Here is a 24,097-nt window from a genome sequence, read left to right on the forward strand (position 1 = left end):
TTCAGTTATCCTGTTGTGACTCGGCTTTCTCGACCGAGTCGCTTCTGGCCGCCGCCTCCTGGCGCTGCAACACCCGGTCGCGACCGGAAACACCGAGCAGATCGGCAATACGCCAGATCACGTGATCTTCCATCTCACTGCGCTCGCCATCGGCATAGACAACGTCCCAGAGCATGCCGACGAGTTCGACGCGTTGCTCCTCGGAGAGGTGACGCTTGAGCTCGGCAGTGAATTGGTAGAAGTCGATCGCCTCGCTCTCGGCAGTCTCGCCGGCTTCGATCAAAGCGGAGAGCGAGGCATCGTCGAGCTTGTAATGCTCCTTGATGACCTTGCGCATCTTGCGCCGCTCGGACGCGAGGATCCGGCCGTCGGCCTCCATCACCTGGAAACAGAGAGCGATGACCGCCACGCGCGGATCGCCATGCTCTATGCGCTTCGCCGGGCCGGTCAGACCATCGAGAAACGTCCGTAAGCGTTCAAACATGTATTTTGCCACAGCCCCTTGAGAACTCAGAACAATCGGAAAGTCGTCTTTTCCGGCGCCTTCTCGCCAGCGGCCGGATCGCGCACGCCGGGGTCATCCGGCGGGCGGCCGAAGAAGGGATCGGGCCTGTGCTCGCCATTCGCGCCCTCCTCCTTCTCCGCCTTGACCGGAGGCTTGTCGGCAACCGGTTCCGGCGCCTTGCGCTCGGCGACCTTGATCGGCTGCGGTGCCGGACGCGGCTCCTCGCGCTCGGCCTCGAGGATCACGGGCGTCTCGCTGCGCCGGGCCGCGGGTGCGGGCTGGTGCACATGCGCCTCCACCACGGCGGGCAGGCTGCGGATCGCCTCGTCGGCGTTCGACTGGTCGTGGTCGACGGTGGCCGAAAGCGTATGCGGCGGGGCTTTCCATTCGAAGGCATCGAGCCGGCCGCTGACCGGCGAGACCGGCAGCCAGGTCGGCGAGGTCACGCCGTCGGCGGTCCAGGCCGGATCGCGCGGGCTCTTCAGCGCCTGCGCCATCCAGTGACGGATGCGGCCCTCGTCGCCGGTGTCGGCCTCTTCGATGTCGGCAAGCAGCAGGAAGATGCTCTCGGTCGGGTCGAGCCGGGCGGCGGCTTCCGCCTTGGTGCGCGCCAGCAGCAGTTCGCGCGCTTCGAGCGCGGCTTCGGCGACGGCAGCCATCGCCACGGCATTGTTGGGCTTCAAGGCTTCGAGCTTGCGCGCCCGTTTCAACCGGTCGACCGCAGTGTCGCCGCCGCGGGCGCGCACGTAGAGCCGGGCCACGTCCGGATGCGGCTCGTGCTTCCAGTTCTTCTCCAGGATCGAGGTGCCCTTGCGCAGGTTGTCCTCGCGAAACAGCGCCTTGGCGGCCGTCAGCGCCGCCGGCACGAGATGTTCGTCGAGCTTCAGCGCGGCAAGCGCATCGTCCCGCGCACCTTTCACGTCGCCCTCGAGCTTCGTCATTGCGCGCGCCGTCAGCAGCACTGCCTTCTTGCGATCGGCTTCCTTGCGATCGACCACGTGGGCGATGCGGCTCTGGTCGAGCAGACGTAGGGCATCGTCCCATTGACCGGCCTGGCTCTGGCTGTCGAGGGTTGCAAGCGCTGCCCAGGGCAGGTGCGGCGACTTTTCGGCGGCGCGCTCGGCATATTGCCGCGCGGCCTCGTGGGCGCCGAGCCGCTTGGCCTCGAGATAAAGGCCGCGGAGCCCGAGTTCGCGCGTCTCCGGATCGTCGGCCATCAGCTCGAACTTGCGGCGGGCGTCGTCGTACTTGCCTTCGATCAGTGCGGTCTGGGCTTCGAGCAGGTGGATCAGCGGTTCCTGGTCGGCGCTGATCAGGCCGCGGGTGCGGGCGGTCATCTTGCGGGCAAGATTGGCGTCACCGGCGCCGGCGGCGATCAGGCCGGTCGACAGCGCCTGGTAGCCGCGGTCGCGCTTGCGGGCGCGGAAATAGCGGGTGACCGTGTGCGGCGAAAGCCAGATGGTGCGCATCAGCCAGACGACGATCAGCACCGCGGCAATCAGCGAGATCAGCAGCGATGCCGCGCGCATCAGGCTCATCTCGATCAACTGGCCCTGCCAGACGACCGAGAGTTCGCCCGGCCGGTCGGCGAGCCAGGCGAAGCCGAGGCCGAGACCAAGCACGATCAGGATGAAAATCAGAATGCGGATCATATCTGGTTCCCTCAGCCTTCCGTGCCTGGTTTTGCCATCGTCGCAGCGACGGCGGCATCGATCGCGGCTTCGACCCGCAAACGCTGGTCGAGCTTGGCCTTGAAAGCCTCGCCCGCCGGCTTGGCGGTGTCGGGCAAACCATTCCATTCCAGAGCGGCGCCCTTGAGGTCGCCATTGTTCAGCTTGTCCTCGATCCGGGCGATGACGGCTTCCGGCGTTTCACCCTCGACGCTGCCGACGGGACGCACGCGAATGCCGGACATGGCGCTGGACACCAACCGATCGAAGATGCCTTCGTTCGGGTCGGGCTGGTTGAGAGCGTCGAGCATGGCGTCGGCGGTTTTCGGGAACTCGCGGCGCAGGTCGGTCCGGGTCGGCACGCCGACCTGGGCATCCTGGGCGAGCGCGGCGACGGCTTGTTCGTCCGGCGCAATGCTGCGCAGCGCGTCGAGTTCGGCGAGAAAAGGCCCGCCGCGATCGATCGCCGACTTCAGTGCAGTGACCGCAACGGCTTTCGCCATCTGGATATCGTTGACCGGCTCGTTGAGCTTCTGCTCGGCGGTCTCGATGCGGCTCGTCAGTTCCGCCTTCTCGGCGGTTGCCGCCTGCTGCGCATCGGCGAGCGCTGTCTTCAGACCTGCAAGCTCCTTGGTGAGATTGTCGACTTCCGCCTTCAGCGTCTCGACCTCGGCGCTCGGTGCGCCGTTTGCGGCCGGTTGGGAGGCGGACTGTTCGAGCGCGGCGATACGACCTTCGAGTGCGGTGTTGTCGACGACGGCTGCGGGGGTGGGCAGCGCCGCGATCTGGTCGCGCAGGGCCTGCAGTTCGCCGGAAATGTTCTGCTCGACGCCGCGGGTCGGCCCAAGTCCAGGCACGATGCCGGCATATTGCAGGCCGCCGAAGCCGAGCAGCGTCACGAGACCGCCGACGATGCCGGCCGCGAGCGCACCGGAGTTCGATACCGGCTTCTGCGGCGGTGCCGGTTCGGGCTCGCGGGCCACATGCGGCGGCTCTTCGGCGAAGACGGCCGCGGCCGCGTCGGCCGCGGCATCGGCGCGCTGCTCCTCGATTTCTTCGTCCAGGCGGGATCCGGCGGCGCTGTCGTCGCTGGTGTCCCTTATCGGCTCATCCGTCTCGGCTTTGTGCGCTGTGTTCTCGGCCGCAGCGTCTGCCAGCGTCTCGCCGGTTGCTTCCGGGCCGGCCGGTTCCGCAACAGTTTTCTCCGCTTCGAGGTCGATCGTCAGCGGTTCCTTCTCGGACTTCGAGCGGCGCGGCGGGTTTTCCGATACCATGGTGACCTCTTACCGTTGGTGCCTGTCGGCTCTTCCTTCAAACCTAGTCAGCCGGAACGGTGAGGGAAAGCCCCTCCGTTCCGTTTTTGGATGAATTCGATGTTAGAGAAGACTGAAAAGGCTGTCTTCATCGGTGCTTGCGGCGGTCTCCGCCACGACGTTACCCGGCAGTGCCTCGGCCACCACGGGGCTGAGGCAGAGGTAGCGCGGCGCAAAGGAAGCAGCATCGACACCGGCTTCGGAAAGCAGGCGAACGAACTGTCGCGCGGTCTCTCGCGAGTATAAAAGCACGGCGTCGGGACGGCTGCTTCGCCGCAGATCTTCGATCGCGGCGCGCGAATGGGCGATCGGCTCCATGCGGTAGCACTCGACCGTCCGGTGTTCGATGCCGCGGTGTCTCAGTCCCTTTTCCAGCCCTTCGGAGCGCGGCGTTCCTGCCAGATAGAGCAGGGGAAGTGGCGGCAGCGTGTCGATGGTCGCACCGATCAGTTCCGCCAGGGACTGGCCGGTACCCTCCGCTATGCGCAGATCGGAGAAACCGAGCCCGGCTGCTGCTTGCGCCGTGGCGGCGCCCACGCAGAAGCACGGGGTCGCCAGATGCTGTGACAGGTCTGCATCTGACGATACGAGCACCCGAATGGCTTCGGCGCTGGTGAGCACGATCGCCGCATGCGGCACTTCAAGCGCGGCAACAGAGACGGCAGCAAGATGTGTCGCCTGCATCAGCGGCAGCAGGATCGGCCGGTGGCCGGCGGCTTCCAGCCGGCGTACCGTCGCCTCGGCGGCGGGAAGCGGCCGGGTGACGAGCACGCGCATGGCTTTAAGTCCAGCTTGCAAAGAAGCCGGGGCCGGCCTTGGCGCGGATCTCTTCGCCGGCCTTTTGCCCAAGCGCTTCGGCGTCGGTGGCCTTGCCCTCGATCGTAACCCGGTGATGGGTCTGGCCGTCGGGCGTGAGGATCATGCCGGAAAAGCTGAGATGGGTGCCGTCCGAGGTGGCGAGACCGGCGATCGGCGTGCGGCACGAGCCGTCGAGCGTCGCGAGGAAGCCACGCTCGCAGGCGACTGCCTCATGGGTGCGGGGATCGTCGATGGCTGCGAGCAGGTCGTTGATGCGGCTGTCGCCGATGCGGCTCTCGATGCAGATCGCGCCTTGGGCCGGCGCCGGCGGGAATTCCTGGGGGTCGAGCAGTTCGGTCGGAACGTCGGTCATGCCGAGACGCTTGAGGCCTGCATAGGCAAGCAGTGTCGCATCGACCTGGCCCTCGGCGAGCTTTCTCAGCCGTGTTTCCACCTGGCCGCGATAGGTGATGACATTGATATCCGGACGCAGCCGGCGGATCAGCGCCTGGCGGCGCAGCGACGACGAGCCGACCGTCACGCCCTGCGGCAGTTCCAGCAGTTTTTTTGCCGTCCGACCGATGAAGGCATCTCGAATGTCCTCACGCGGCAGGAAGGCGGAAAGACAGAGGCCGTCAGGCAGTTTCGTCGGCATGTCCTTGGACGAATGCACAGCGAAATCGAGTTCGCCCGACAGCAATTGTTGCTCGATCTCTTCGGTGAACAGGCCCTTGCCGCCGATCTCGGCGAGCGAGCGGTCGGTGATCCGGTCGCCCTTGGTCGAGAGGATGACGACCTCGAACATTTCCGGCGCCAGACCATGCGCCGCTGCGAGGCGATCGCGCGTTTCATGGGCTTGAGCGAGCGCCAGCGGGCTGCCGCGCGTGCCGATCCGGAAAGGTTTTGTTTGCATCAAAGGCTATCCATTGTTACCGGAGTTCCGTGTACCCACCTTTCGGTGCGACCGCAATCTTTGAGTAGTTCCCGATGTCTCCGCCCCTGCGCATCCTCGGCATAGAAACAAGCTGCGACGAAACCGCCGCTTCCGTCATTTTGCGCGATTCCGGCGGTAAGGGCCATATCCTCGGCGACGTGGTCTTAAGCCAGCTGGAAGAGCACAGCGCCTATGGCGGTGTGGTTCCAGAGATCGCGGCGCGCGCCCATGTGGAGGCGCTCGACACGCTGATCGAGGAAGCGCTGCTCAGGGCCGGCGTCACGCTTTCCGACATCGACGCCATTGCTGCGACAAGTGGTCCCGGTCTGATCGGCGGCCTGATCGTCGGGCTGATGACCGGCAAGGCGATCGCGCGCGCAACCGGCAAGCCACTCTATGCCGTCAATCACCTCGAAGGCCACGCGCTGACCGCGCGGCTGACCGATGGGCTCTCCTTTCCCTATCTGATGCTGCTCGTTTCCGGCGGTCACACGCAACTGATCCTCGTCAAGGGCGTCGGCGAATACGAACGCTGGGGCACGACGATCGACGATGCGCTCGGCGAAGCCTTCGATAAAACGGCCAAGCTGCTCGGCCTCCCCTATCCGGGTGGTCCGGCGGTCGAGCGGGCAGCACTTGCCGGCGATCCGCAGCGTTTCGATTTTCCGCGACCGCTCGTCGGTGACGCCAGGCTCGATTTTTCCTTTTCGGGATTGAAGACGGCGGTGCGCCAGGCGGCGCAATCGCTGGAGCCGGTAACGGAGCAGGACATCGCCGATATCTGCGCCTCGTTCCAGCGGGCGATTTCCCGCACGCTCAAGGATCGGGTCGGGCGCGGCCTGAAGCGCTTCAAGGCGGAGCATGGCAGTGTGGCGCGCCCGGCGCTGGTGGTTGCCGGTGGTGTCGCCGCCAACCAGGTGCTGCGCTCGACGCTGCAGGCCTTGTGCGCGCAGTCGGGTTTTGACTTCATCGCGCCGCCGCTTTCGCTCTGCACGGACAACGCGGCAATGATCGCCTGGGCCGGTGCCGAGCGGCTGGCGGCAGGCATGGCGGCCGACGGCCTTGATGTCGCGCCGCGCTCGCGCTGGCCGCTCGACGCCCAGGCGCAGGCGCTGCTCGGTTCGGGCAAACGCGGCGCCAAGGCGTGACAAGATCTAAAGCATACGGATAGAGCATGAACGACATTTCCAAGAACGGGCCGAAGATCGTCGTGGTCGGCGCAGGCGCCTTTGGCACTGCGCTCGCCGCGGTTGCCGCCTCGGTCGAGGGTAGCGACGTGACGCTGCTTGCCCGTCGTGCGGAGATTGCCGAAGCCTGCCGCGACACCGGCCGCAATGAGGACGCCCTGCCGGGCATCGACCTGCCGCCGGCGCTGAAACATACGGCCGATGTCTCGGTTCTTGCCGATGCCGAGGTCGTGCTCTTTGTGATGCCGTCGCAGGCGCATAGGGATGCGGCGAGACAGTATGGTCCTCATATCAATGCGGCTGCCACGATCGTCACCTGCGCCAAGGGTATGGAGCAGGCGACGGGACGGTTGCTGACCGACGTTCTGGCGGAGGAGCTGCCCGGCCATGCGGTCGGCGTGCTCTCCGGTCCGGGTTTCGCCGCCGATATCGCCAAGGGCCTACCGACGGCTATGGTGGTCGCCGCGGCCGATGGTCAGACGGCGACGATGCTGGCCGAGGTGCTCTCGGGTCCGACCTTCCGGCTCTATCCCTCGCAGGATCGCATCGGCGTGCAGCTCGGCGGCGCGCTGAAGAATGTGCTGGCGATCGCCTGTGGCATCGTCGAGGGCGCAGGCCTTGGCGACAGCGCCCGTGCCGCGCTGATCTCGCGTGGCCTTGCGGAGATGTCGCGCTTCATTGCTGCCGAGGGCGGCGAGGCCGATACTGTGCGCGGTCTCTCCGGCCTTGGCGATCTGGTGTTGACGGCGACCAGCCACCAGTCGCGCAACCTGCGTTTCGGCATCGCGCTCGGCAAGGATGGTCGCGCCAGCGGACGCAAGGGAGAACTGGTCGAAGGCGCGTTCGCCGCATCGGTTGCTGCCCGCGTCGCCCATGATCTCGGCGTCGAAATGCCGATCACCGAAGCGGTGGCGGCGATCATCGACGGCAAGCTCGATGTCCGCACCGCGCTCGAACAGTTGATGACCCGCCCGATCACCCAGGAATGAAGGGAGCGGCGATCTTCCGCCCGCATCCCGCGCCAACGAAAACTCTAGGAGGAAGCATGCTCTTCGCACTTCATTGTACCGACAAGCCAGGCGCGCTGCAGCTTCGGCTCGATACCCGCCCTGATCACGTCGCCTATCTCAACGATCTTAACGCCAAGGGCATTTTGAAGATGGCCGGTCCGTTCCTCGGCGACGACGGCAAGCCGACCGGTAGCCTGGTGCTCGTCAAGGCGGAGACGATCGACGAGGCGCGTGCGATCGCCGAAGCCGATCCCTATGCCAAGGCCGGGCTCTTTTCCAATGTCGAGATCAAGGCCTTCAACTGGGTCTTCAACAATCCGGAGGCTTGAGACCAACATGGCGTATTGGCTCTACAAATCCGAACCGTTCAAATGGTCCTGGCAGATGCAGAAGGATGCCGGCGCCAAGGGCACCGAATGGACCGGCGTGCGCAACTATCAGGCGCGCAACAACATGCGGGCGATGCAGATCGGCGACAAGGGCTTCTTCTACCACTCGAACGAAGGACTTGAGATCGTCGGCATCGCCGAGGTCTGCGCGCTGTCGCATCCGGATTCGACCGCCGAGGGTGACGCCCGCTGGGACTGCGTCGATATCCGCGCGGTTGTCGACATGCCGCGGCCGGTGACGCTGAAGGAGATCAAGGACAATCCGAAGCTCGCCAAGATGTCGCTCGTCACCTCCATGCGCCTGTCGGTGCAGCCGGTGACCGAGGACGAATGGCTCGAGGTCTGCCGCATGGGCGGGCTCGACAATCCGCCGCGCTAGTCTTGTTTTCCGCCTGTCCGGGACGCTCGGGCAGGCGCGGAGAGTTTTGTGAAGACCGATCCGGAAAGCTTCATCCTCGAAAACACCGATGTGCTCACGCCGCCGCATGTGCCGGAGATCCGGCTGCATCTGGCGACCGAAGCGCATGAGCTCTGGCTGAAGACCGAGGAAGAGTTGCAGGAGATCGGCCTGCCGCCGCCGTTCTGGGCCTTCGCCTGGGCCGGCGGGCAGGGGCTCGCCCGCTACATCCTCGATCACCCCGAAGCGGTGCGCGGTCGCCGTGTCGTCGACTTTGCCTCCGGTTCGGGTCTGGTGGCGATCGCGGCGATGAAGGCGGGTGCAGTATCGGTGCTGGCCGCCGATATCGACCCCTGGGCGGAAACGGCCGTCCGGCTCAATGCCGCACTCAACGGGGTCACGCTTTCCTATACCGGCGAGGACATCACTGGCCGCGATCTTGAAGCCGAGGTCTATCTCGCCGGCGACGTCTTCTACGACAAGGCTTTTGCCGACCGGTTGAAACCGTGGTTTTCGGGACTTGCCGCGAACGGCGCCTCGGTGATCGTCGGCGATCCCGGACGTTCCTATTGCCCGCGCGAGATGATGACGGCGCTTGCCACCTACGAGGTTCCCGTCACCCGGGCGCTGGAGGACAGCGAGGTCAAGCGCACCACCGTCTGGCGCTTCGGCACCACCTCCTGCAATTGACGATGCCTGCACTTCCGACGATGCGCCCGATCATCGAAGCCGTTGGCCTGACGGGCTGATATCGCTGTAGCCGCGATTACCGGCGGATGACGCAGACGCCGTGTTCGTAGGCGCAGGAACCGTTCATGGTCTGTGGCGTGACGTTGATGATCTTGCCGCGTTTCGCCTCGGGCGGCGGCGCAGTATCTGCCTCATCCGCATAGCCGTAGTCGCCTTCCTGGCTGAAATAGATGCCATTGCCGACGTCGACATAGGCCGAAATGCCGCCGACATAGGTGCCGATACCAGGAATGATGTCCGGATATTCATCACCGCCATAATAGCTCGGGCGATAGTCTCGGCCTTGGTTGCTCGATGTCCAGATCTCGCGCCCGGCCTGATCGCGCCCCCATCCGCCGCCATTGCCCCACCGCTCGGGATAGGCCCGATATTGCGGCAGGCGGACATGGCGGGTGCGGGTCGAGACCTGCGGCGGCACGTCATAGATGCCTGGGCGACCGTCGTGCCTGCGGGCGTCGGATGTCCAGTAGTCGCGACCGGCTCCGTCGCGCACCCATCCGCCACGCTGCTCCGACCGTCCGGCATAAGCGCCGGGGTAGGGGCGGTAGCGCGGCAGGCGAACGTGCCGCGTGCGCGTGTTCACTTCCGGCGGGCCACCGTTGGACGCCCAGTCGCGGCGCGGTCCGCGATGGCGGTCCCAGTCGTTGCGATAACCCATGCGATCGAAATCGTGACGAGGATAGAAACGATCGGCATTCATCCTGACATGGCGTGTTCGCGTCTGCGCCTCCGGCAGTCCGCCCCGGTCTCGAGCTTCCATCGGAATGTAGCTGGTGGCGATGACCAGGCCGGCAAGCGCTAGCACTTTGGTCGCATGGATTGCCCTGAACAGAATCATTCTGCCCGCCCTCCGGGTGACGCTTAACAAATCGTTAAGGGCACTCTGGGCCAGATCGTCGGGAAAGTCACGGAATTGCTTGGCTTTTTGTCGCTATCGTTAACGCCGGCCCATGTCTCCGGCTGGCAGGAAAATGGCGCAATTCGTCTAATCGATTAAATTGATTTTGCACCGCAAACACACTTGTCGTTAAGCTTTATGGTGATTAAAGGTCCGAATGACTGAATTGCGCACAATCAGGTGCGATACCGGACTAAAATCGTCCAGTTTTTTGGGCGGAAATCCGGGCATTCCGTGAGGTTCCGATGACGAATGTCACAAGAAGCCGGCCACTCTCGCCGCATCTTCAAATCTATAAACCTATCCCGACGATGGTCATGTCCATTGTGCACCGCATCACCGGTGGTGCGCTCTACTTCGGGACCATCCTCGTCGCCTGGTGGCTGATCGCCGCTGCGTCGGGTGCTGCCTATTACGACTGGGTCAGCTGGCTGTTCGGTACGCTGATCGGCAAGCTGGTGCTGTTCGGCTATACCTGGGCCCTGGTGCACCACATGCTCGGCGGCTTGCGCCACTTTGCCTGGGATCTCGGCTACGGCTACGAGAAGCACTTCGCCACCAAGATGGCCAAGGCAACGATCATCGGTTCGGTGGCGCTGACGCTGCTGATCTGGGTGGTCGGCTATCTCGTTCGCTGACTGAGGGAGAATACTCATGGATATGCGCACTCCTCTCGGCAAGGTTCGCGGTCTTGGCTCGGCCAAGGAAGGCACGGATCATTTCTGGCGCCAGCGCCTGACGGCCGTCGCCAACGTTCCGCTGTTGATCTTCTTCGTCATCTTTCTCGTTCGCTACGCAGGCGCGCCCTATGCGGATGTCGTCGCCGCGCTGGCGAACCCCTTCGTCGCCGTCGTCATGGCGCTCGTCGTGCTCTCGGGCCTCGTTCACATGCGGCTCGGCATGCAGGTGATCATCGAAGACTACGTGCATGGCGAAGGCATGAAGATCGTGCTTCTCATGCTCAATACATTTTTCACGATCGCGGTTGGCGGGCTCTGTCTCTTCGCCATCCTGAAGATCGCTTTTGCAGGGTAATTTCGCCATGGCATCGAACAGTTCACCCGCTGCAAACGGCAAGGCCTATCAATATGTCGATCACGCCTTCGACGTCGTCGTCGTCGGCGCCGGCGGTGCGGGCTTGCGCGCGACGCTCGGCATGGCCGAGCAGGGTCTGAAGACCGCCTGCATCACCAAGGTCTTCCCGACCCGCTCGCACACGGTTGCCGCCCAGGGCGGCATTGCCGCCTCGCTGCAGAACATGACGCCGGACAGCTGGCAGTGGCACCTCTACGACACCGTCAAGGGTTCCGACTGGCTCGGCGACGTCGACGCCATGCAGTATCTCGCCATGGAAGCGCCGAAGGCGGTCTATGAGCTCGAGCACTATGGCGTGCCTTTCTCGCGTAACGCCGAAGGCAAGATCTATCAGCGACCGTTCGGCGGCCACATGCAGAACTACGGCGAAGGCCCGCCGGTCCAGCGCACCTGTGCTGCTGCCGACCGAACCGGCCACGCGATCCTGCACACGCTCTATGGTCAGTCTCTGCGCAACAACGCCGAGTTCTTCATCGAGTATTTCGCGCTCGACCTGATCATGTCGGATGACGGCCGCTGCACCGGCGTCGTCGCCTGGAACCTCGACGACGGCACGATCCATCGCTTCTCCGCCAAGATGGTGGTACTGGCGACCGGCGGTTACGGCCGCGCCTACTTCTCGGCGACCTCGGCGCACACCTGCACGGGCGACGGCGGCGGCATGATTGCACGCGCCGGCCTGCCGCTGCAGGACATGGAATTCGTCCAGTTCCATCCGACCGGCATCTACGGTGCGGGCTGCCTGATCACCGAAGGCGCACGCGGCGAAGGCGGCTACCTCGTCAACTCCGAAGGCGAGCGCTTCATGGAGCGCTATGCGCCGTCCGCCAAGGACCTTGCCTCGCGTGACGTCGTCTCGCGCTGCATGACGATGGAAATCCGCGAGGGCCGCGGCGTCGGCAAGAACAAGGACCACATCTTCCTGCACCTGGATCACCTCGATCCGGCCGTCCTGCACGAGCGCCTGCCGGGCATCTCGGAATCGGCGAAGATCTTTGCCGGTGTCGACGTGACCCGCGAGCCGATCCCGGTTCTGCCGACGGTGCACTACAACATGGGCGGCGTGCCGACCAACTACTGGGGCGAAGTCCTGAATGCCGACAGCCAGAACCCGGAGCGCATTGCGCCCGGCCTGATGGCCGTCGGCGAAGCCGGCTGCGCCTCGGTGCACGGCGCCAACCGCCTCGGCTCCAACTCGCTGATCGACCTCGTGGTCTTCGGTCGTGCCGCCGCCATCCGCGCCGGCCAGGTCATCGACCGCAACGAGCCCGTGCCGGAACTCAACAAGGCCGCCTGCGACCGGATCATGGACCGCTTCGACCGCCTGCGTAACGCCAATGGCTCCACGCCGACCGCCGTGCTGCGCGAAAAGATGCAGCGCGCCATGCAGGAAGACGCGGCCGTGTTCCGCACCCAGGAATCGCTGGAATCGGGCTGCAAGCGCATTTCGGCGATCTGGAAGGAGATGCCCGACATCAAGGTCACCGACCGCTCGATGATCTGGAACTCGGACCTCGTCGAGACGCTGGAACTCGAAAACCTCATGGCCAACGCCATCACGACGATCTACGGTGCCGAAGCGCGCAAGGAGAGCCGTGGTTCGCACGCCCGCGAGGACTACACCGAGGGTCCGCTCGGCGGCCGCGACGACGTCAACTGGCGCAAGCACACGCTCGCCTGGGTCAACGAGGCCGGCGACGTCAAGCTCGACTACCGCCCCGTCCATACCGACCTGATCGCCGACGGCATCGATCCCAAGAAGATCGAGCCGAAGGCCCGCGTCTATTGATCTTGAGGAACAAGCCACATGGTTGAACTCGCTCTCCCCAAGAACTCCCAGATGACGGAAGGCAAGGTCTGGCCGAAGCCTGCCGGCGCGACCAACGTTCGCGAATACCGCATCTATCGCTGGAACCCGGATGACGGTGCCAATCCGCGCATCGATACCTTCTACATCGATGTCGACGATTGCGGCCCGATGGTGCTCGACGGTCTGCTCTACATCAAGAACAAGATCGACCCGACGCTGACGCTGCGCCGCTCCTGCCGCGAAGGCATCTGCGGCTCATGCGCCATGAACATCGACGGCACCAACACGCTTGCCTGCACCAAGGGCATGGACGAGGTGAAGGGCGCGGTAAAGGTCTATCCGCTGCCGCACATGCCGGTCGTGAAGGACCTGGTTCCTGACCTCACCAACTTCTACGCCCAGCACCGCTCGATCGAGCCCTGGCTGAAGACGGTATCGCCGACGCCGGCCAAGGAATGGAAGCAGAGCCACGAGGACCGCCTCAAGCTCGACGGCCTCTACGAGTGCATCCTGTGCGCCTGCTGCTCGACCTCCTGTCCGAGCTATTGGTGGAACGGCGACCGTTACCTCGGTCCGGCGGTTCTGCTGCAGGCCTACCGCTGGCTGATCGATAGCCGCGACGAAGCGACCGGCGAGCGCCTCGACAACCTCGAGGATCCCTTCCGCCTCTATCGTTGCCACACGATCATGAACTGCGCCCAGGCCTGTCCGAAGGGCCTGAACCCGGCCAAGGCGATCGGCGAGATCAAGAAGATGCTGGTCGAGCGCCGTGTGTAATCGGCCGGACCGGACATGAAGTTTTGGAAACGGCGGGCCCTGGCTCGCCGTTTTCTGTTTTGCGCCTCTCCAGGGCGGCGGACAATTCGTGATTGTGCCGATGCGGGAGAGGCGGGCCGACGGCAGGAGGCGATGATACGCAGCGAGGACGTGGCGCGCGATCCGGCCCTGCGGACGTTTCAATCCTGCAACAGGTCGCCAGGAATCGTCGTCCCTTGATTTGTCAGGTGGATTTGCTGTATTTCGGCCTATATTATCGCGTTGCATCATGGTTCGCGGACACGAACAGGAGTAGGGATATGCGGGTAATTCATGCGGCGGCGGGGCTGGCGGTTGTGCTTGCGCTGGCCGGATGCCAACGGACGTCGATGGGCGGTTTCAGCTCCCAGGACGCCTCGCCCGCTCCCATCCAGGCCGCACCGGTCCCTTCGGTTTCGTCGAACCAGCTTCCGGCACCGACCGGAAACACGTCGCAATTCCCGGCTGCACCGGCGAGCGGCACGGCGGTTGCCGGCGGCGCTGTCCAGCAGCCCGGCACGCAGGTCGCCGCGGCTGCAGGTGGCGGGCTCGACGTCACCAAGGAAGCGATGGTCGGCAACTGGCGCGTCTCCAGCGCCGGCAGCTCCTGCGACATGTTCCTGACGCTCACCAATCTTGGCTCCGGTTCGCGCGGCGGCACCCGCGGTTGCGCCGGCGAGCTGACGACCATGGGCTCCTGGGAAGTGGCCGGCAAGCAGGTGGTCCTCAAGGACCGCAGCGGCAATGCCATCGCCCGCCTCTACAAGACGGCCGACGCGCGTTTCGACGGCTCGACCAATGGCGGCCAGCCAGTCAGCCTCAGCCGCTGACGCTTCTCCAGCCCGGTCTCGTGCCGGGCTTTTGTTTTCCGTCCCATCTCGGGTGAGACGTGCTCAATCCTGACGACAGCATTTACCGCAAGCTCGAAGCGCTCGTCGCGAACGGCGAGCGCAAGCGTGACCCGGCGCAGTTTACGATCGCGCGGCGGTTCGATCATCTCTCGGCCGAGCTGCTCGCCAGCCGCCCGTCGCGCAAGACCAATGCGCTCGGCTGGCTGTTTGCCTCGCGCAAGAAGGACCACCCGCCGGTCAAGGGCCTCTACATCCACGGCGGCGTGGGGCGCGGCAAGACCATGCTGATGGACATGTTCTTCGAGGCGGTGCCGATCCAGCGCAAGCGCCGGGCGCATTTCCACGAGTTCATGGCCGATGTGCACGAGCGCATCTACAAGCACCGGCAGAAGCTGAAGAACGGCGAGACCAAGCAGGCCGATCCGATCCCGCCCGTCGCCTCCGAGCTCTTCGGTGAAGCGCGGCTGCTCTGCTTCGACGAATTCTCCGTGACCGACATCGCCGATGCGATGATCCTCGGCCGCCTGTTCGGCGAACTCTTCGCCAAGGGCTGCGTGCTGGTTGCCACCTCGAACGTGGCGCCCGACGATCTCTATCGCGATGGCCTCAACCGCGGCCTGTTTTTGCCGTTCATCGAACTCCTTAAGGCAAATGCCGAGGTTATCTCGCTGGACACGGACACCGACTACCGGCTGACAAAGACCGATGGCAGCCCGGTGTGGCTCTCGCCGCTCGGGCCTGAGGCGGATGCGGCGATGGCGCGCGCCTGGGCTCATGAGACCGGCAATGTGCCGGCCGCTCCGGCGGACGTGCCGCGCAAGGGGCGCAAGATCCCCGTACCGGCCGCGTCCGGAAAGAGTGCTCGCTTCAATTTCGGCGACCTCTGCCAGCAACCGCTTGGGGCTGCCGACTATCTCGCCATCCTCGAGCGCTATTCGACGATCTTCGTCGACCACGTACCGCATCTCGGTCCGCATATGCGCAACGAGACCAAGCGCTTCATCCTTTTGGTCGATACGCTCTACGACAACGGCGCCCGGCTCTTTGCCTCTGCGGCGGCAGAGCCGCAGGATCTCTTGACCCAGAAGAAGGGCACGGAAGGCTTCGAGTTCGACCGCACGGTTTCACGTCTGATCGAGATGCAAAGCGAGGAATATGCCGCTGCGCATCCACCAAATGTTGCTGTTTCGTGACGCAGATGTGGCGAAAACTCTTACGTTTACGTAAGTATTTTATGATCTAACCGATTGAAATTGTTCCACCAAAAAGTATCGATTGATATTTTAACGATTGCCGTTTAATGGCTTCCGGCGAAGGTTTGGCGTTTGCCGCGTTTCAGGCCTTGATCATATTGGGATCACAAAGGAAGCACTTTCATGGCTCGCAACAAGATCGCACTTATCGGTTCAGGGATGATTGGTGGCACGCTGGCGCATCTCGCCGGCCTGAAGGAACTGGGCGACATCGTCCTCTTCGACATCGCCGACGGCATTCCGCAGGGCAAGGGTCTCGACATCGGCCAGTCCTCCCCGGTCGAAGGCTTCGACGTGAACCTGACGGGTGCGAGCGATTATTCCGCCATCGAAGGCGCTGATGTCTGCATCGTCACCGCCGGCGTCGCTCGCAAGCCGGGCATGAGCCGCGACGACCTGCTCGGCATCAACCTCAAGGTCATGGAACAGGTCGGCGCCGGCATCAAGAAGTATGCCCCGAACGCCTTCGTCATCTGCATCACCAACCCGCTCGACGCCATGGTGTGGGCGCTGCAGAAGTTCTCGGGCCTGCCGAAGAACAAGGTCGTCGGCATGGCCGGCGTTCTCGATAGTTCGCGCTTCCGCCTGTTCCTGTCCCAGGAATTCAACGTCTCGGTCCAGGACGTCACCGCCTTCGTTCTCGGCGGCCACGGCGACACCATGGTGCCGCTTGCCCGTTACTCGACCGTTGCCGGCATCCCGCTGACCGACCTCGTGCAGATGGGCTGGGTCACCAAGGAACGCCTCGAAGAAATCATCCAGCGCACCCGTGACGGCGGCGCCGAAATCGTCGGCCTGCTCAAGACCGGCTCGGCCTACTACGCACCGGCCGCCTCGGCGATCGAAATGGCTGAAGCCTATCTCAAGGACAAGAAGCGCGTTCTGCCCTGCGCGGCACACCTGACCGGCCAGTACGGCGTCAAGGACATGTATGTCGGCGTTCCGACCGTTATCGGCGCCGGCGGCGTCGAGCGCATCATCGAGATCGATCTCAACAAGGCCGAGAAGGAAGCGTTCGACAAGTCCGTCGCTTCGGTCGCCGGTCTTTGCGAAGCCTGCATCGGCATTGCGCCGAGCCTCAAGCAGTAATCGCCTCCCGTCGGGCGGACGCTGATCCGCTCGACCTCATTGTTTTTGCCGCATTGGTGCGGGTAGGTGCCCCACCTGCCCGCACAATGCTCAGACAGGAAAAACACCATGAACATTCATGAATATCAGGCCAAGGCTCTCCTGAAGAGCTATGGCGCACCGGTCGCGGAAGGTGTCGCGATCTTCTCGGCTGACGAAGCTGAAGCTGCTGCCAAGTCACTCCCGGGCCCGCTCTACGTGGTCAAGAGCCAGATCCATGCGGGCGGCCGCGGCAAGGGCAAGTTCAAGGAACTGTCCGCCGACGCCAAGGGCGGCGTTCGTCTTGCCTTCTCGATCGATGAAGCCAAGGCCCATGCCAAGGAAATGCTCGGCAACACGCTCGTTACCGCGCAGACCGGCCCGGCCGGCAAGCAGGTGAACCGCCTCTACATCGAGGACGGCGCCGACATCGAGCGCGAACTCTATCTGTCGCTGCTCGTCGACCGCTCGGTCGGCCAGGTTGCCTTCGTCGTTTCGACGGAAGGCGGCATGGACATCGAGGCTGTTGCGCACGACACGCCGGAAAAGATCGTCAACGTAGCGATCAACCCGGAAGCCGGCGTCACCGCCGCTGATCTTGCCAAGCTCACCGCGGCCCTGAAGCTTGAAGGCGAAGCCAAGGCTGACGCTGAAAAGCTCTTCCCGATCCTCTACAAGGCCTTTGTCGAGAAGGACATGAGCCTGCTCGAGATCAACCCGCTGATCGTCATGAAGAACGGCCGCATGCGCGTTCTCGACGCCAAGGTCTCGTTCGACGGCAACGCGCTCTTCCGCCACGACGACATCAAGGCTCTGCGCGACGAGACCGAAGAAGACGCCAAGGAAATCGAGGCCTCGAAGTGGGATCTCGCCTATGTCGCGCTCGACGGAAACATCGGCTGCATGGTCAACGGCGCCGGCCTTGCCATGGCGACGATGGACATCATCAAGCTCTACGGCAAGGAGCCGGCGAACTTCTGCGACGTCGGCGGCGGCGCCGGCAAGGAGAAGGTTGCGGCAGCCTTCAAGATCATTACGGCCGACCCGAAGGTCGAGGGCATCCTCGTCAACATCTTCGGCGGCATCATGAAGTGCGATGTCATCGCTGAAGGCGTCGTTGCGGCCGTGCAGGAAGTCGGCCTCAAGGTTCCGCTGGTCGTTCGTCTCGAAGGCACGAATGTCGAGCTTGGCAAGAAGATCCTGAATGAATCCGGCCTGGCGATCACCGCCGCCGACGATCTGGACGATGCTGCCAAGAAGATCGTCGCCGCGATCAACGGCTAACTGAAGGACCACCTCATGTCGATTCTCGTCAACAAGAACACCAAGGTCCTCGTTCAGGGCCTGACCGGCAAGACCGGCACCTTCCATACCGAACAGGCGCTTGCCTATTACGGCACGCAGATGGTCGGCGGTATTCACCCGAAGAAGGGCGGCGAAACCTGGACCGGCTCCAAGGGCGAAACCCTGCCGATCTTCGCCTCGGTTGCCGAAGGCCGTGAAAAGACCGGTGCGGACGCATCCGTGATCTACGTTCCGCCGGCAGGTGCCGCGGACGCGATCATCGAGGCGATCGATGCGGAAATCCCGTTCATCACCTGCATCACCGAAGGCATCCCGGTTGCCGACATGGTACGCGTCAAGGCTCGCCTCGACCGCTCCAAGTCGCGTCTGCTCGGCCCGAACTGCCCCGGTATCCTGACGCCGGAAGAATGCAAGATCGGCATCATGCCGGGCTCGATCTTCCGCAAGGGTTCGGTCGGCATCGTCTCGCGCTCCGGCACGCTGACCTATGAAGCCGTGTTCCAGACCTCCAACGAGGGCCTCGGCCAGACGACGGCCGTCGGCATCGGCGGCGACCCGGTCAAGGGCACCGAGTTCATCGACGTGCTCGAGATGTTCCTGGCGGACGAAGCCACGACCTCGATCATCATGATCGGCGAAATCGGCGGCTCGGCCGAAGAGGATGCTGCACAGTTCCTCATCGACGAAGCCAAGAAGGGCCGCAAGAAGCCGATGGCCGGTTTCATCGCGGGCCGTACCGCTCCGAAGGGCCGTACCATGGGCCACGCCGGCGCTGTCGTTTCCGGCGGCAAGGGCGATGCGGAATCCAAGATCGCTGCGATGGAGCAGGCAGGCATCCGCGTATCGCCTTCGCCGGCTCGTCTCGGCAAGACGCTGGTCGAAGTCCTCAAGGGCTGATCTCAAACCATTTGTCCGGGCCGGTCGATCCGGCCCGGACAACGTGCCTGCCGCCTGTTTCCTTGGCTGATTGAAGATCAGGACATGCGGCAATGACTGCCACGGTGGCCCGGCGCGTCCTGACGATGCGCGGCGCCGTAGGAAAAAGGCCCGGCGCCCGGACGCGCCGAACGAACATGAACGACCGGGATACCCGGCAACCCAACTTCAGTCAGGAGGCGGACAGATCAGTCCGCGTGAGACCATGACAAGGCAAGAGGCCAACGAGCAATTCCAGCTCACTTCGTTTCTGGACGGCGCCAACGCCGCCTATATCGAGCAGCTCCATGCACGCTACGAGGCGGACCCGGCGTCCGTGTCGGCTGAATGGCAGGCCTTCTTCAAGGCGCTCGCCGACCGGCCGGAAGATGTGGTGAAGGCAGCCAAGGGCGCCTCCTGGAAAAAGAACAACTGGCCGATCCCGGCCAATGGCGAACTGGTCTCGGCGCTCGATGGCGACTGGGGCACGGTCGAGAAGGTCATCGAGAAGAAGGTCAAGGCGAAGGCCGAGGAAACGGCGGCCGCCACCGGCACCGTCGCCAGCGCTGCCGACATCCACCAGGCGACGCGCGATTCCGTCCGCGCCATCATGATGATCCGCGCCTATCGCGCCCGCGGCCACCTGCATGCCAAGCTCGACCCGCTCGGCCTGGCTGCCCCGGTTGAAGACTACAACGAGCTTTCGCCCTCGAACTACGGTTTCGAGGACAAGGATCTCGACCGCAAGATCTTCATCGACAACGTGCTCGGCCTCGAATACGCGACCCTCCGCGAGATGGTCGAAATCCTCGAGCGCACCTACTGCTCGACGATCGGCGTCGAGTTCATGCACATGTCCAACCCGGAAGAGAAGGGCTGGATCCAGGAGCGCATCGAAGGTCCGGACAAGGGCGTCGACTTCACGCCTGAAGGCAAGAAGGCGATCCTGCAGAAGCTGATCGAGGCCGAAGGCTTCGAGCAGTTCATCGACGTCAAGTACAAGGGCACCAAGCGCTTCGGTCTCGACGGCGGTGAGTCGCTCATCCCGGCGCTCGAGCAGATCATCAAGCGCGGCGGCCAGGAAGGCCTCAAGGAAATCGTGCTCGGCATGGCCCACCGCGGCCGTCTGAACGTGCTTTCCCAGGTCATGGCAAAGCCGCACCGCGCCATCTTCCACGAGTTCAAGGGCGGCTCCTACGCGCCTGACGACGTCGAAGGTTCGGGCGACGTGAAGTACCACCTCGGTGCGTCTTCCGACCGCGAATTCGACGGCAACAAGGTTCACCTGTCGCTGACGGCAAACCCGTCGCACCTGGAAATCGTCAACCCCGTGGTCATGGGCAAGGCACGCGCCAAGCAGGACCAGATGGCAACCGTCTTTGAAGGCGACATCATTCCGCTGCGCGAACGCTCCAAGGTCATGCCGCTGCTGCTGCATGGTGACGCCGCTTTTGCCGGCCAGGGCGTGATTGCCGAAATCCTCGGGCTTTCCGGCCTGCGCGGTCACCGCGTTGCCGGCACGGTGCACTTCATCATCAACAACCAGATCGGCTTCACCACCAATCCGGCCTTCTCGCGCTCGTCGCCCTATCCGTCCGACGTCGCCAAGATGATCGAAGCGCCGATCTTCCACGTTAACGGCGACGATCCGGAAGCGGTTGTCTACGCGGCCAAGATCGCCACCGAATTCCGGATGAAGTTCCACAAGCCTGTCGTCATCGACATGTTCTGCTATCGCCGCTTCGGCCACAACGAAGGCGACGAGCCGGCGTTCACGCAGCCGAAGATGTACAAGGTCATCCGCGCCCACAGGACCGTCGTCCAGGTCTACTCCGACCGCCTGATCGCCGAAGGCCTGATTTCCGAAGGCGAAGTCGAGAAGATGAAGGCCGACTGGCGTGCGCATCTCGAACAGGAGTTCGAGGCCGGCCAGTCCTACAAGCCGAACAAGGCCGACTGGCTTGACGGTGTCTGGTCGGGCCTGCGCTCTGCCGACAACCAGGACGAACAGCGCCGCGGCAAGACCTCGGTGCCGATGAAGCAGTTGAAGGAAGTCGGCCGCAAAATCTCCGAGATCCCGGCTGGGTTCAGCGCGCACCGCACGATCCAGCGCTTCATGGAAAACCGCGCCAACATGATCCAGACCGGCGAGGGTGTCGACTGGGCCATGGCTGAAGCGCTCGCTTTCGGCACGCTGGTCACGGAAGGCACCAAGATCCGCCTGTCGGGCCAGGACTGCGAACGCGGCACCTTCTCGCAGCGCCACTCGGTGCTCTACGATCAGCAGTCGGAAGAGCGCTACATCCCGCTCGCAAACCTGTCGCCGACCCAGGCGCGCTACGAAGTCATCAACTCGATGCTTTCGGAAGAGGCGGTTCTCGGCTTCGAGTACGGCTACTCGCTCGCCCGTCCGAACGCGCTCACCCTCTGGGAAGCCCAGTTCGGCGACTTCGCCAACGGTGCGCAGGTCGTCTTCGACCAGTTCATCTCGTCGGGCGAACGCAAGTGGCTGCGCATGTCGGGTCTCGTCTGCCTGCTGCCGCACGGCTATGAAGGCCAGGGTCCGGAGCACTCGTCTGCTCGCCTGGAACGCTTCCTGCAGCTTTGCGCGGAAGACAACATGCAGGTCGCCAACGTCACGACGCCGGCGAACTACTTCCACATCCTGCGCCGCCAGGTGAAGCGCGACTTCCGCAAGCCGCTGATCCTGATGACGCCGAAGTCGCTGCTGCGTCACAAGCGTGCGATCTCCAGCCTGTCGGAAATGGCCGGCGAGAGCTCGTTCCACCGCCTGCTGTGGGACGATGCCGAGGTGATCAAGGACGGCCCGATCAAGCTGCAGAAGGACTCGAAGATCCGTCGCGTCGTGCTCTGCTCGGGCAAGGTCTACTACGACCTGCTCGAAGAACGCGAAAAGCGCGGCATCGACGACATCTACCTGCTGCGCGTCGAACAGCTCTATCCGTTCCCGGCCAAGGCGCTCATCAACGAGCTCAGCCGCTTCCGCAACGCGGAGATGGTCTGGTGCCAGGAAGAGCCGAAGAACATGGGCGCTTGGTCGTTCATCGACCCGTACCTCGAATGGGTTCTCGCCCATATCGACGCCAAGTATCAGCGCGTGCGCTACACCGGCCGTCCGGCTGCCGCATCGCCGGCGACGGGCCTGATGTCGAAGCACCTGGCGCAGCTTGCCGCCTTCCTCGAGGACGCGCTGGGGGGCTGATGCTCCCCACGCTCTGAGCCAATAGAAACAGATATCTGATCAACGGAACAAAAATCATGGCAACAGAAATCCGCGTTCCCACCCTTGGCGAATCCGTCAGCGAAGCGACCGTCGGCACCTGGTTCAAGAAGGTCGGCGACGCCATCAAGGCCGATGAACCCCTGCTCGAACTCGAAACCGACAAGGTGACGATCGAAGTTCCGGCTCCGGCCGCAGGCACGCTCTCTGAAATCGTCGCCCAGGCCGGCGAGACCGTCGGTCTCGGCGCGCTGCTCGGCCAGATCGCTGCAGGTGCCGCTGGCGCCGCAGCGGCCGCTCCGGCTGCTGCCGCCGAAAAGAAGGCCGAGCCGGCTGCTGCCGCTCCGGCTGCCCCGGCCGCTGCTGCAGCACCGGCTGCCTCGTCGATGCCGCCGGCACCGTCGGCTGGCAAGCTGCTTGCCGAAAACAACCTCTCGGCCGATCAGGTCGACGGCTCTGGCAAGCGTGGCCAGGTGCTGAAGGGCGACGTCCTTGCAGCCGTCGCCAAGGGCATCTCGACGCCGGCCGCTTCCGAGCCAGCCAAGGTCCAGGCCCGCGCGCCGTCGACGGCTGAAGACGTCGTTCGCGAAGAGCGCGTCAAGATGACCCGCCTGCGCCAGACGATTGCCCGTCGCCTCAAGGATGCGCAGAACACTGCCGCCATGCTCACCACCTACAACGAGGTGGACATGAGCGCCGTCATGTCGCTGCGCAACAAGTACAAGGACATCTTCGAGAAGAAGCACGGCGTGAAGCTCGGCTTCATGGGCTTCTTCACCAAGGCCGTCACCCACGCGCTGAAGGAAATCCCGGCCGTCAACGCCGAGATCGACGGCACCGACATCATCTACAAGAACTACTGCCACATCGGCGTCGCCGTCGGCACGGACAAAGGTCTTGTGGTTCCGATCGTTCGCGATGCCGACCAGATGTCGATCGCCGAGATCGAAAAGGACATCGGTCGCCTCGGCAAGGCTGCCCGTGACGGCGCGCTGTCGATGGCCGACATGCAGGGCGGCACCTTCACCATCTCCAACGGTGGCGTCTACGGTTCGCTGATGTCTTCGCCGATCCTCAACGCGCCGCAGTCGGGCATCCTCGGCATGCACAAGATCCAGGAGCGTCCGGTCGCCATCGGCGGCCAGGTCGTCATCCGCCCGATGATGTACCTCGCGCTCTCCTACGATCACCGCATCGTCGACGGCAAGGAAGCCGTGACCTTCCTCGTGCGCGTCAAGGAAAGCCTGGAAGATCCGGAACGCCTGGTTCTCGATCTCTGATTATCCGGAAACAGCGGGGGCGTCCTTCATGCCCCCGCCGTTCGCCGTCCGCGATCACGCGCGGCGAAAACCGTCTCTGCGGCCTGGCCGGAGAGACTGGCCCTCAGGGCCGATGATGTCGATCCGAACCGCTCCTGCGATTGCGAGGGATGATGGAAGCCGCCGCAGCGTCGACTGAAATCTGGGTGCTTGGCTGGAGCGTGGTGTTCCTGATCGTGCACATCCTGGTGCAGGCGCTGTCGCTCGATCTCGCCGGCGATCTCGGTTTCAAGTATCTGCTCGGCCCCCGCGACGAACAGCGCGTTTCGAAGAGCATCGTGGCAGGACGTTTGCTGCGGTCGCTTCGCAACATGCTGGAAACCTATCCGGCCTTCGTTGGGCTTGCGCTCGCCCTGGCGGTGACCGGAAAGACCGGCGGTCTCGGCGCCATCGGCGCAGTGACCTGGCTTCTGGCACGGCTGGCTTACACCGTTCTCTACGCGGCCGGCGTTCCCGTGCTGCGCACCCTCGTCTGGTTCGTGTCGATCATTGCGCTGTTGCTGATGGTCGTCCGGCTCATGGCATAGCATCCCGGCGACAAGGCGAGAGGAGACT

General features: G+C 64.0%; 23 protein-coding genes. 17 read left to right on the forward strand and 6 right to left on the reverse strand.

Annotated elements, in window-relative coordinates:
- Nucleotide 1 precedes the first annotated feature (1 nt).
- The 5 genes from ASE71_RS13510 to hemC form a co-directional block, all read right to left on the reverse strand.
- Complete coding sequence (locus ASE71_RS13510; RefSeq protein ID WP_060521412.1) at nucleotides 2-484, reverse strand: TerB family tellurite resistance protein; 483 nt, start codon at nucleotides 482-484, stop codon at nucleotides 2-4.
- Between the two features lie 26 nt (nucleotides 485-510).
- A complete protein-coding gene (locus tag ASE71_RS13515) occupies nucleotides 511-2,157 on the reverse strand; it encodes a heme biosynthesis protein HemY (RefSeq protein WP_060521411.1) in 1,647 nt (548 codons plus the stop codon).
- Nucleotides 2,158-2,168: 11 nt separating this feature from the next.
- Entirely contained in the window at nucleotides 2,169-3,449 is a 1,281-nt protein-coding gene (locus ASE71_RS13520) for a COG4223 family protein (protein ID WP_060521410.1), read from the reverse strand.
- A 102-nt stretch (nucleotides 3,450-3,551) separates the two neighbouring features.
- On the reverse strand, nucleotides 3,552-4,265 hold the full coding sequence (locus ASE71_RS13525; protein ID WP_060521409.1) for a uroporphyrinogen-III synthase: 714 nt from the start codon (nucleotides 4,263-4,265) through the stop codon (nucleotides 3,552-3,554).
- Between the two features lie 4 nt (nucleotides 4,266-4,269).
- On the reverse strand, nucleotides 4,270-5,199 hold the full coding sequence (gene hemC / locus ASE71_RS13530; RefSeq protein ID WP_060521408.1) for a hydroxymethylbilane synthase: 930 nt from the start codon (nucleotides 5,197-5,199) through the stop codon (nucleotides 4,270-4,272).
- Between the two features lie 74 nt (nucleotides 5,200-5,273).
- Here hemC and tsaD point away from each other — a divergent pair, with 74 nt between their 5' ends.
- From tsaD to ASE71_RS13555, 5 genes are read left to right on the forward strand one after another with little or no spacing between them, the layout of a single operon-like run.
- Complete coding sequence (tsaD, locus tag ASE71_RS13535; RefSeq protein ID WP_060521407.1) at nucleotides 5,274-6,368, forward strand: tRNA (adenosine(37)-N6)-threonylcarbamoyltransferase complex transferase subunit TsaD; 1,095 nt, start codon at nucleotides 5,274-5,276, stop codon at nucleotides 6,366-6,368.
- A gap of 26 nt (nucleotides 6,369-6,394) precedes the next feature.
- Entirely contained in the window at nucleotides 6,395-7,396 is a 1,002-nt protein-coding gene (locus ASE71_RS13540; RefSeq protein WP_060521406.1) for an NAD(P)H-dependent glycerol-3-phosphate dehydrogenase, read from the forward strand.
- Nucleotides 7,397-7,452: 56 nt separating this feature from the next.
- A complete protein-coding gene (locus ASE71_RS13545) occupies nucleotides 7,453-7,746 on the forward strand; it encodes a YciI-like protein (RefSeq protein ID WP_034802587.1) in 294 nt (97 codons plus the stop codon).
- Nucleotides 7,747-7,753: 7 nt separating this feature from the next.
- Nucleotides 7,754-8,185: an EVE domain-containing protein gene (locus tag ASE71_RS13550; RefSeq protein ID WP_060521405.1), complete on the forward strand. Its 432-nt coding sequence runs from the start codon at nucleotides 7,754-7,756 to the stop codon at nucleotides 8,183-8,185.
- Between the two features lie 48 nt (nucleotides 8,186-8,233).
- Nucleotides 8,234-8,893 carry a class I SAM-dependent methyltransferase gene (locus ASE71_RS13555; RefSeq protein WP_034802582.1) on the forward strand — a complete coding sequence of 220 codons (660 nt, stop codon included), beginning with the start codon at nucleotides 8,234-8,236 and terminating at the stop codon, nucleotides 8,891-8,893.
- Between the two features lie 76 nt (nucleotides 8,894-8,969).
- On the opposite strand, the gene ASE71_RS13560 is transcribed toward ASE71_RS13555, so the two are convergent.
- Nucleotides 8,970-9,791 (reverse strand): hypothetical protein, encoded by an 822-nt coding sequence (locus ASE71_RS13560; protein ID WP_060521404.1) that lies wholly within the window; start codon nucleotides 9,789-9,791, stop codon nucleotides 8,970-8,972.
- A 305-nt stretch (nucleotides 9,792-10,096) separates the two neighbouring features.
- Here ASE71_RS13560 and sdhC point away from each other — a divergent pair, with 305 nt between their 5' ends.
- From sdhC to ASE71_RS13620, 12 genes are all read left to right on the forward strand, one after another.
- Nucleotides 10,097-10,489: a succinate dehydrogenase, cytochrome b556 subunit gene (gene sdhC / locus ASE71_RS13565; RefSeq protein WP_034802580.1), complete on the forward strand. Its 393-nt coding sequence runs from the start codon at nucleotides 10,097-10,099 to the stop codon at nucleotides 10,487-10,489.
- 16 nt (nucleotides 10,490-10,505) lie between these two features.
- Nucleotides 10,506-10,886 carry a succinate dehydrogenase, hydrophobic membrane anchor protein gene (gene sdhD, locus ASE71_RS13570; RefSeq protein ID WP_034802578.1) on the forward strand — a complete coding sequence of 127 codons (381 nt, stop codon included), beginning with the start codon at nucleotides 10,506-10,508 and terminating at the stop codon, nucleotides 10,884-10,886.
- Between the two features lie 7 nt (nucleotides 10,887-10,893).
- The gene (gene sdhA, locus ASE71_RS13575) at nucleotides 10,894-12,735 is read left to right on the forward strand and encodes a succinate dehydrogenase flavoprotein subunit (protein WP_060521403.1); all 1,842 of its coding nucleotides are present in this window, start codon (nucleotides 10,894-10,896) and stop codon (nucleotides 12,733-12,735) included.
- 18 nt (nucleotides 12,736-12,753) lie between these two features.
- The gene (locus ASE71_RS13580) at nucleotides 12,754-13,533 is read left to right on the forward strand and encodes a succinate dehydrogenase iron-sulfur subunit (RefSeq protein ID WP_034802573.1); all 780 of its coding nucleotides are present in this window, start codon (nucleotides 12,754-12,756) and stop codon (nucleotides 13,531-13,533) included.
- Nucleotides 13,534-13,832: 299 nt separating this feature from the next.
- The gene (locus tag ASE71_RS13585) at nucleotides 13,833-14,381 is read left to right on the forward strand and encodes a protease inhibitor Inh/omp19 family protein (protein ID WP_034802570.1); all 549 of its coding nucleotides are present in this window, start codon (nucleotides 13,833-13,835) and stop codon (nucleotides 14,379-14,381) included.
- Nucleotides 14,382-14,440: 59 nt separating this feature from the next.
- Nucleotides 14,441-15,595 carry a cell division protein ZapE gene (gene zapE, locus ASE71_RS13590; protein ID WP_060521402.1) on the forward strand — a complete coding sequence of 385 codons (1,155 nt, stop codon included), beginning with the start codon at nucleotides 14,441-14,443 and terminating at the stop codon, nucleotides 15,593-15,595.
- A gap of 183 nt (nucleotides 15,596-15,778) precedes the next feature.
- Nucleotides 15,779-16,744 carry a malate dehydrogenase gene (gene mdh, locus ASE71_RS13595; RefSeq protein WP_034802565.1) on the forward strand — a complete coding sequence of 322 codons (966 nt, stop codon included), beginning with the start codon at nucleotides 15,779-15,781 and terminating at the stop codon, nucleotides 16,742-16,744.
- Nucleotides 16,745-16,852: 108 nt separating this feature from the next.
- On the forward strand, nucleotides 16,853-18,046 hold the full coding sequence (sucC, locus tag ASE71_RS13600) for an ADP-forming succinate--CoA ligase subunit beta (RefSeq protein ID WP_060521401.1): 1,194 nt from the start codon (nucleotides 16,853-16,855) through the stop codon (nucleotides 18,044-18,046).
- 15 nt (nucleotides 18,047-18,061) lie between these two features.
- On the forward strand, nucleotides 18,062-18,964 hold the full coding sequence (sucD, locus tag ASE71_RS13605) for a succinate--CoA ligase subunit alpha (RefSeq protein WP_058321727.1): 903 nt from the start codon (nucleotides 18,062-18,064) through the stop codon (nucleotides 18,962-18,964).
- Between the two features lie 244 nt (nucleotides 18,965-19,208).
- The gene (locus tag ASE71_RS13610; RefSeq protein ID WP_060521400.1) at nucleotides 19,209-22,205 is read left to right on the forward strand and encodes a 2-oxoglutarate dehydrogenase E1 component; all 2,997 of its coding nucleotides are present in this window, start codon (nucleotides 19,209-19,211) and stop codon (nucleotides 22,203-22,205) included.
- A 56-nt stretch (nucleotides 22,206-22,261) separates the two neighbouring features.
- Nucleotides 22,262-23,503 (forward strand): 2-oxoglutarate dehydrogenase complex dihydrolipoyllysine-residue succinyltransferase, encoded by a 1,242-nt coding sequence (gene odhB / locus ASE71_RS13615; RefSeq protein ID WP_034802554.1) that lies wholly within the window; start codon nucleotides 22,262-22,264, stop codon nucleotides 23,501-23,503.
- A 152-nt stretch (nucleotides 23,504-23,655) separates the two neighbouring features.
- Nucleotides 23,656-24,069 (forward strand): MAPEG family protein, encoded by a 414-nt coding sequence (locus tag ASE71_RS13620; protein WP_060521399.1) that lies wholly within the window; start codon nucleotides 23,656-23,658, stop codon nucleotides 24,067-24,069.
- Nucleotides 24,070-24,097: the final 28 nt, after the last annotated feature.

This window comes from Ensifer sp. Root954, from assembly GCF_001429005.1.
In the GTDB taxonomy this organism is placed as follows: domain Bacteria; phylum Pseudomonadota; class Alphaproteobacteria; order Rhizobiales; family Rhizobiaceae; genus Ensifer; species Ensifer adhaerens.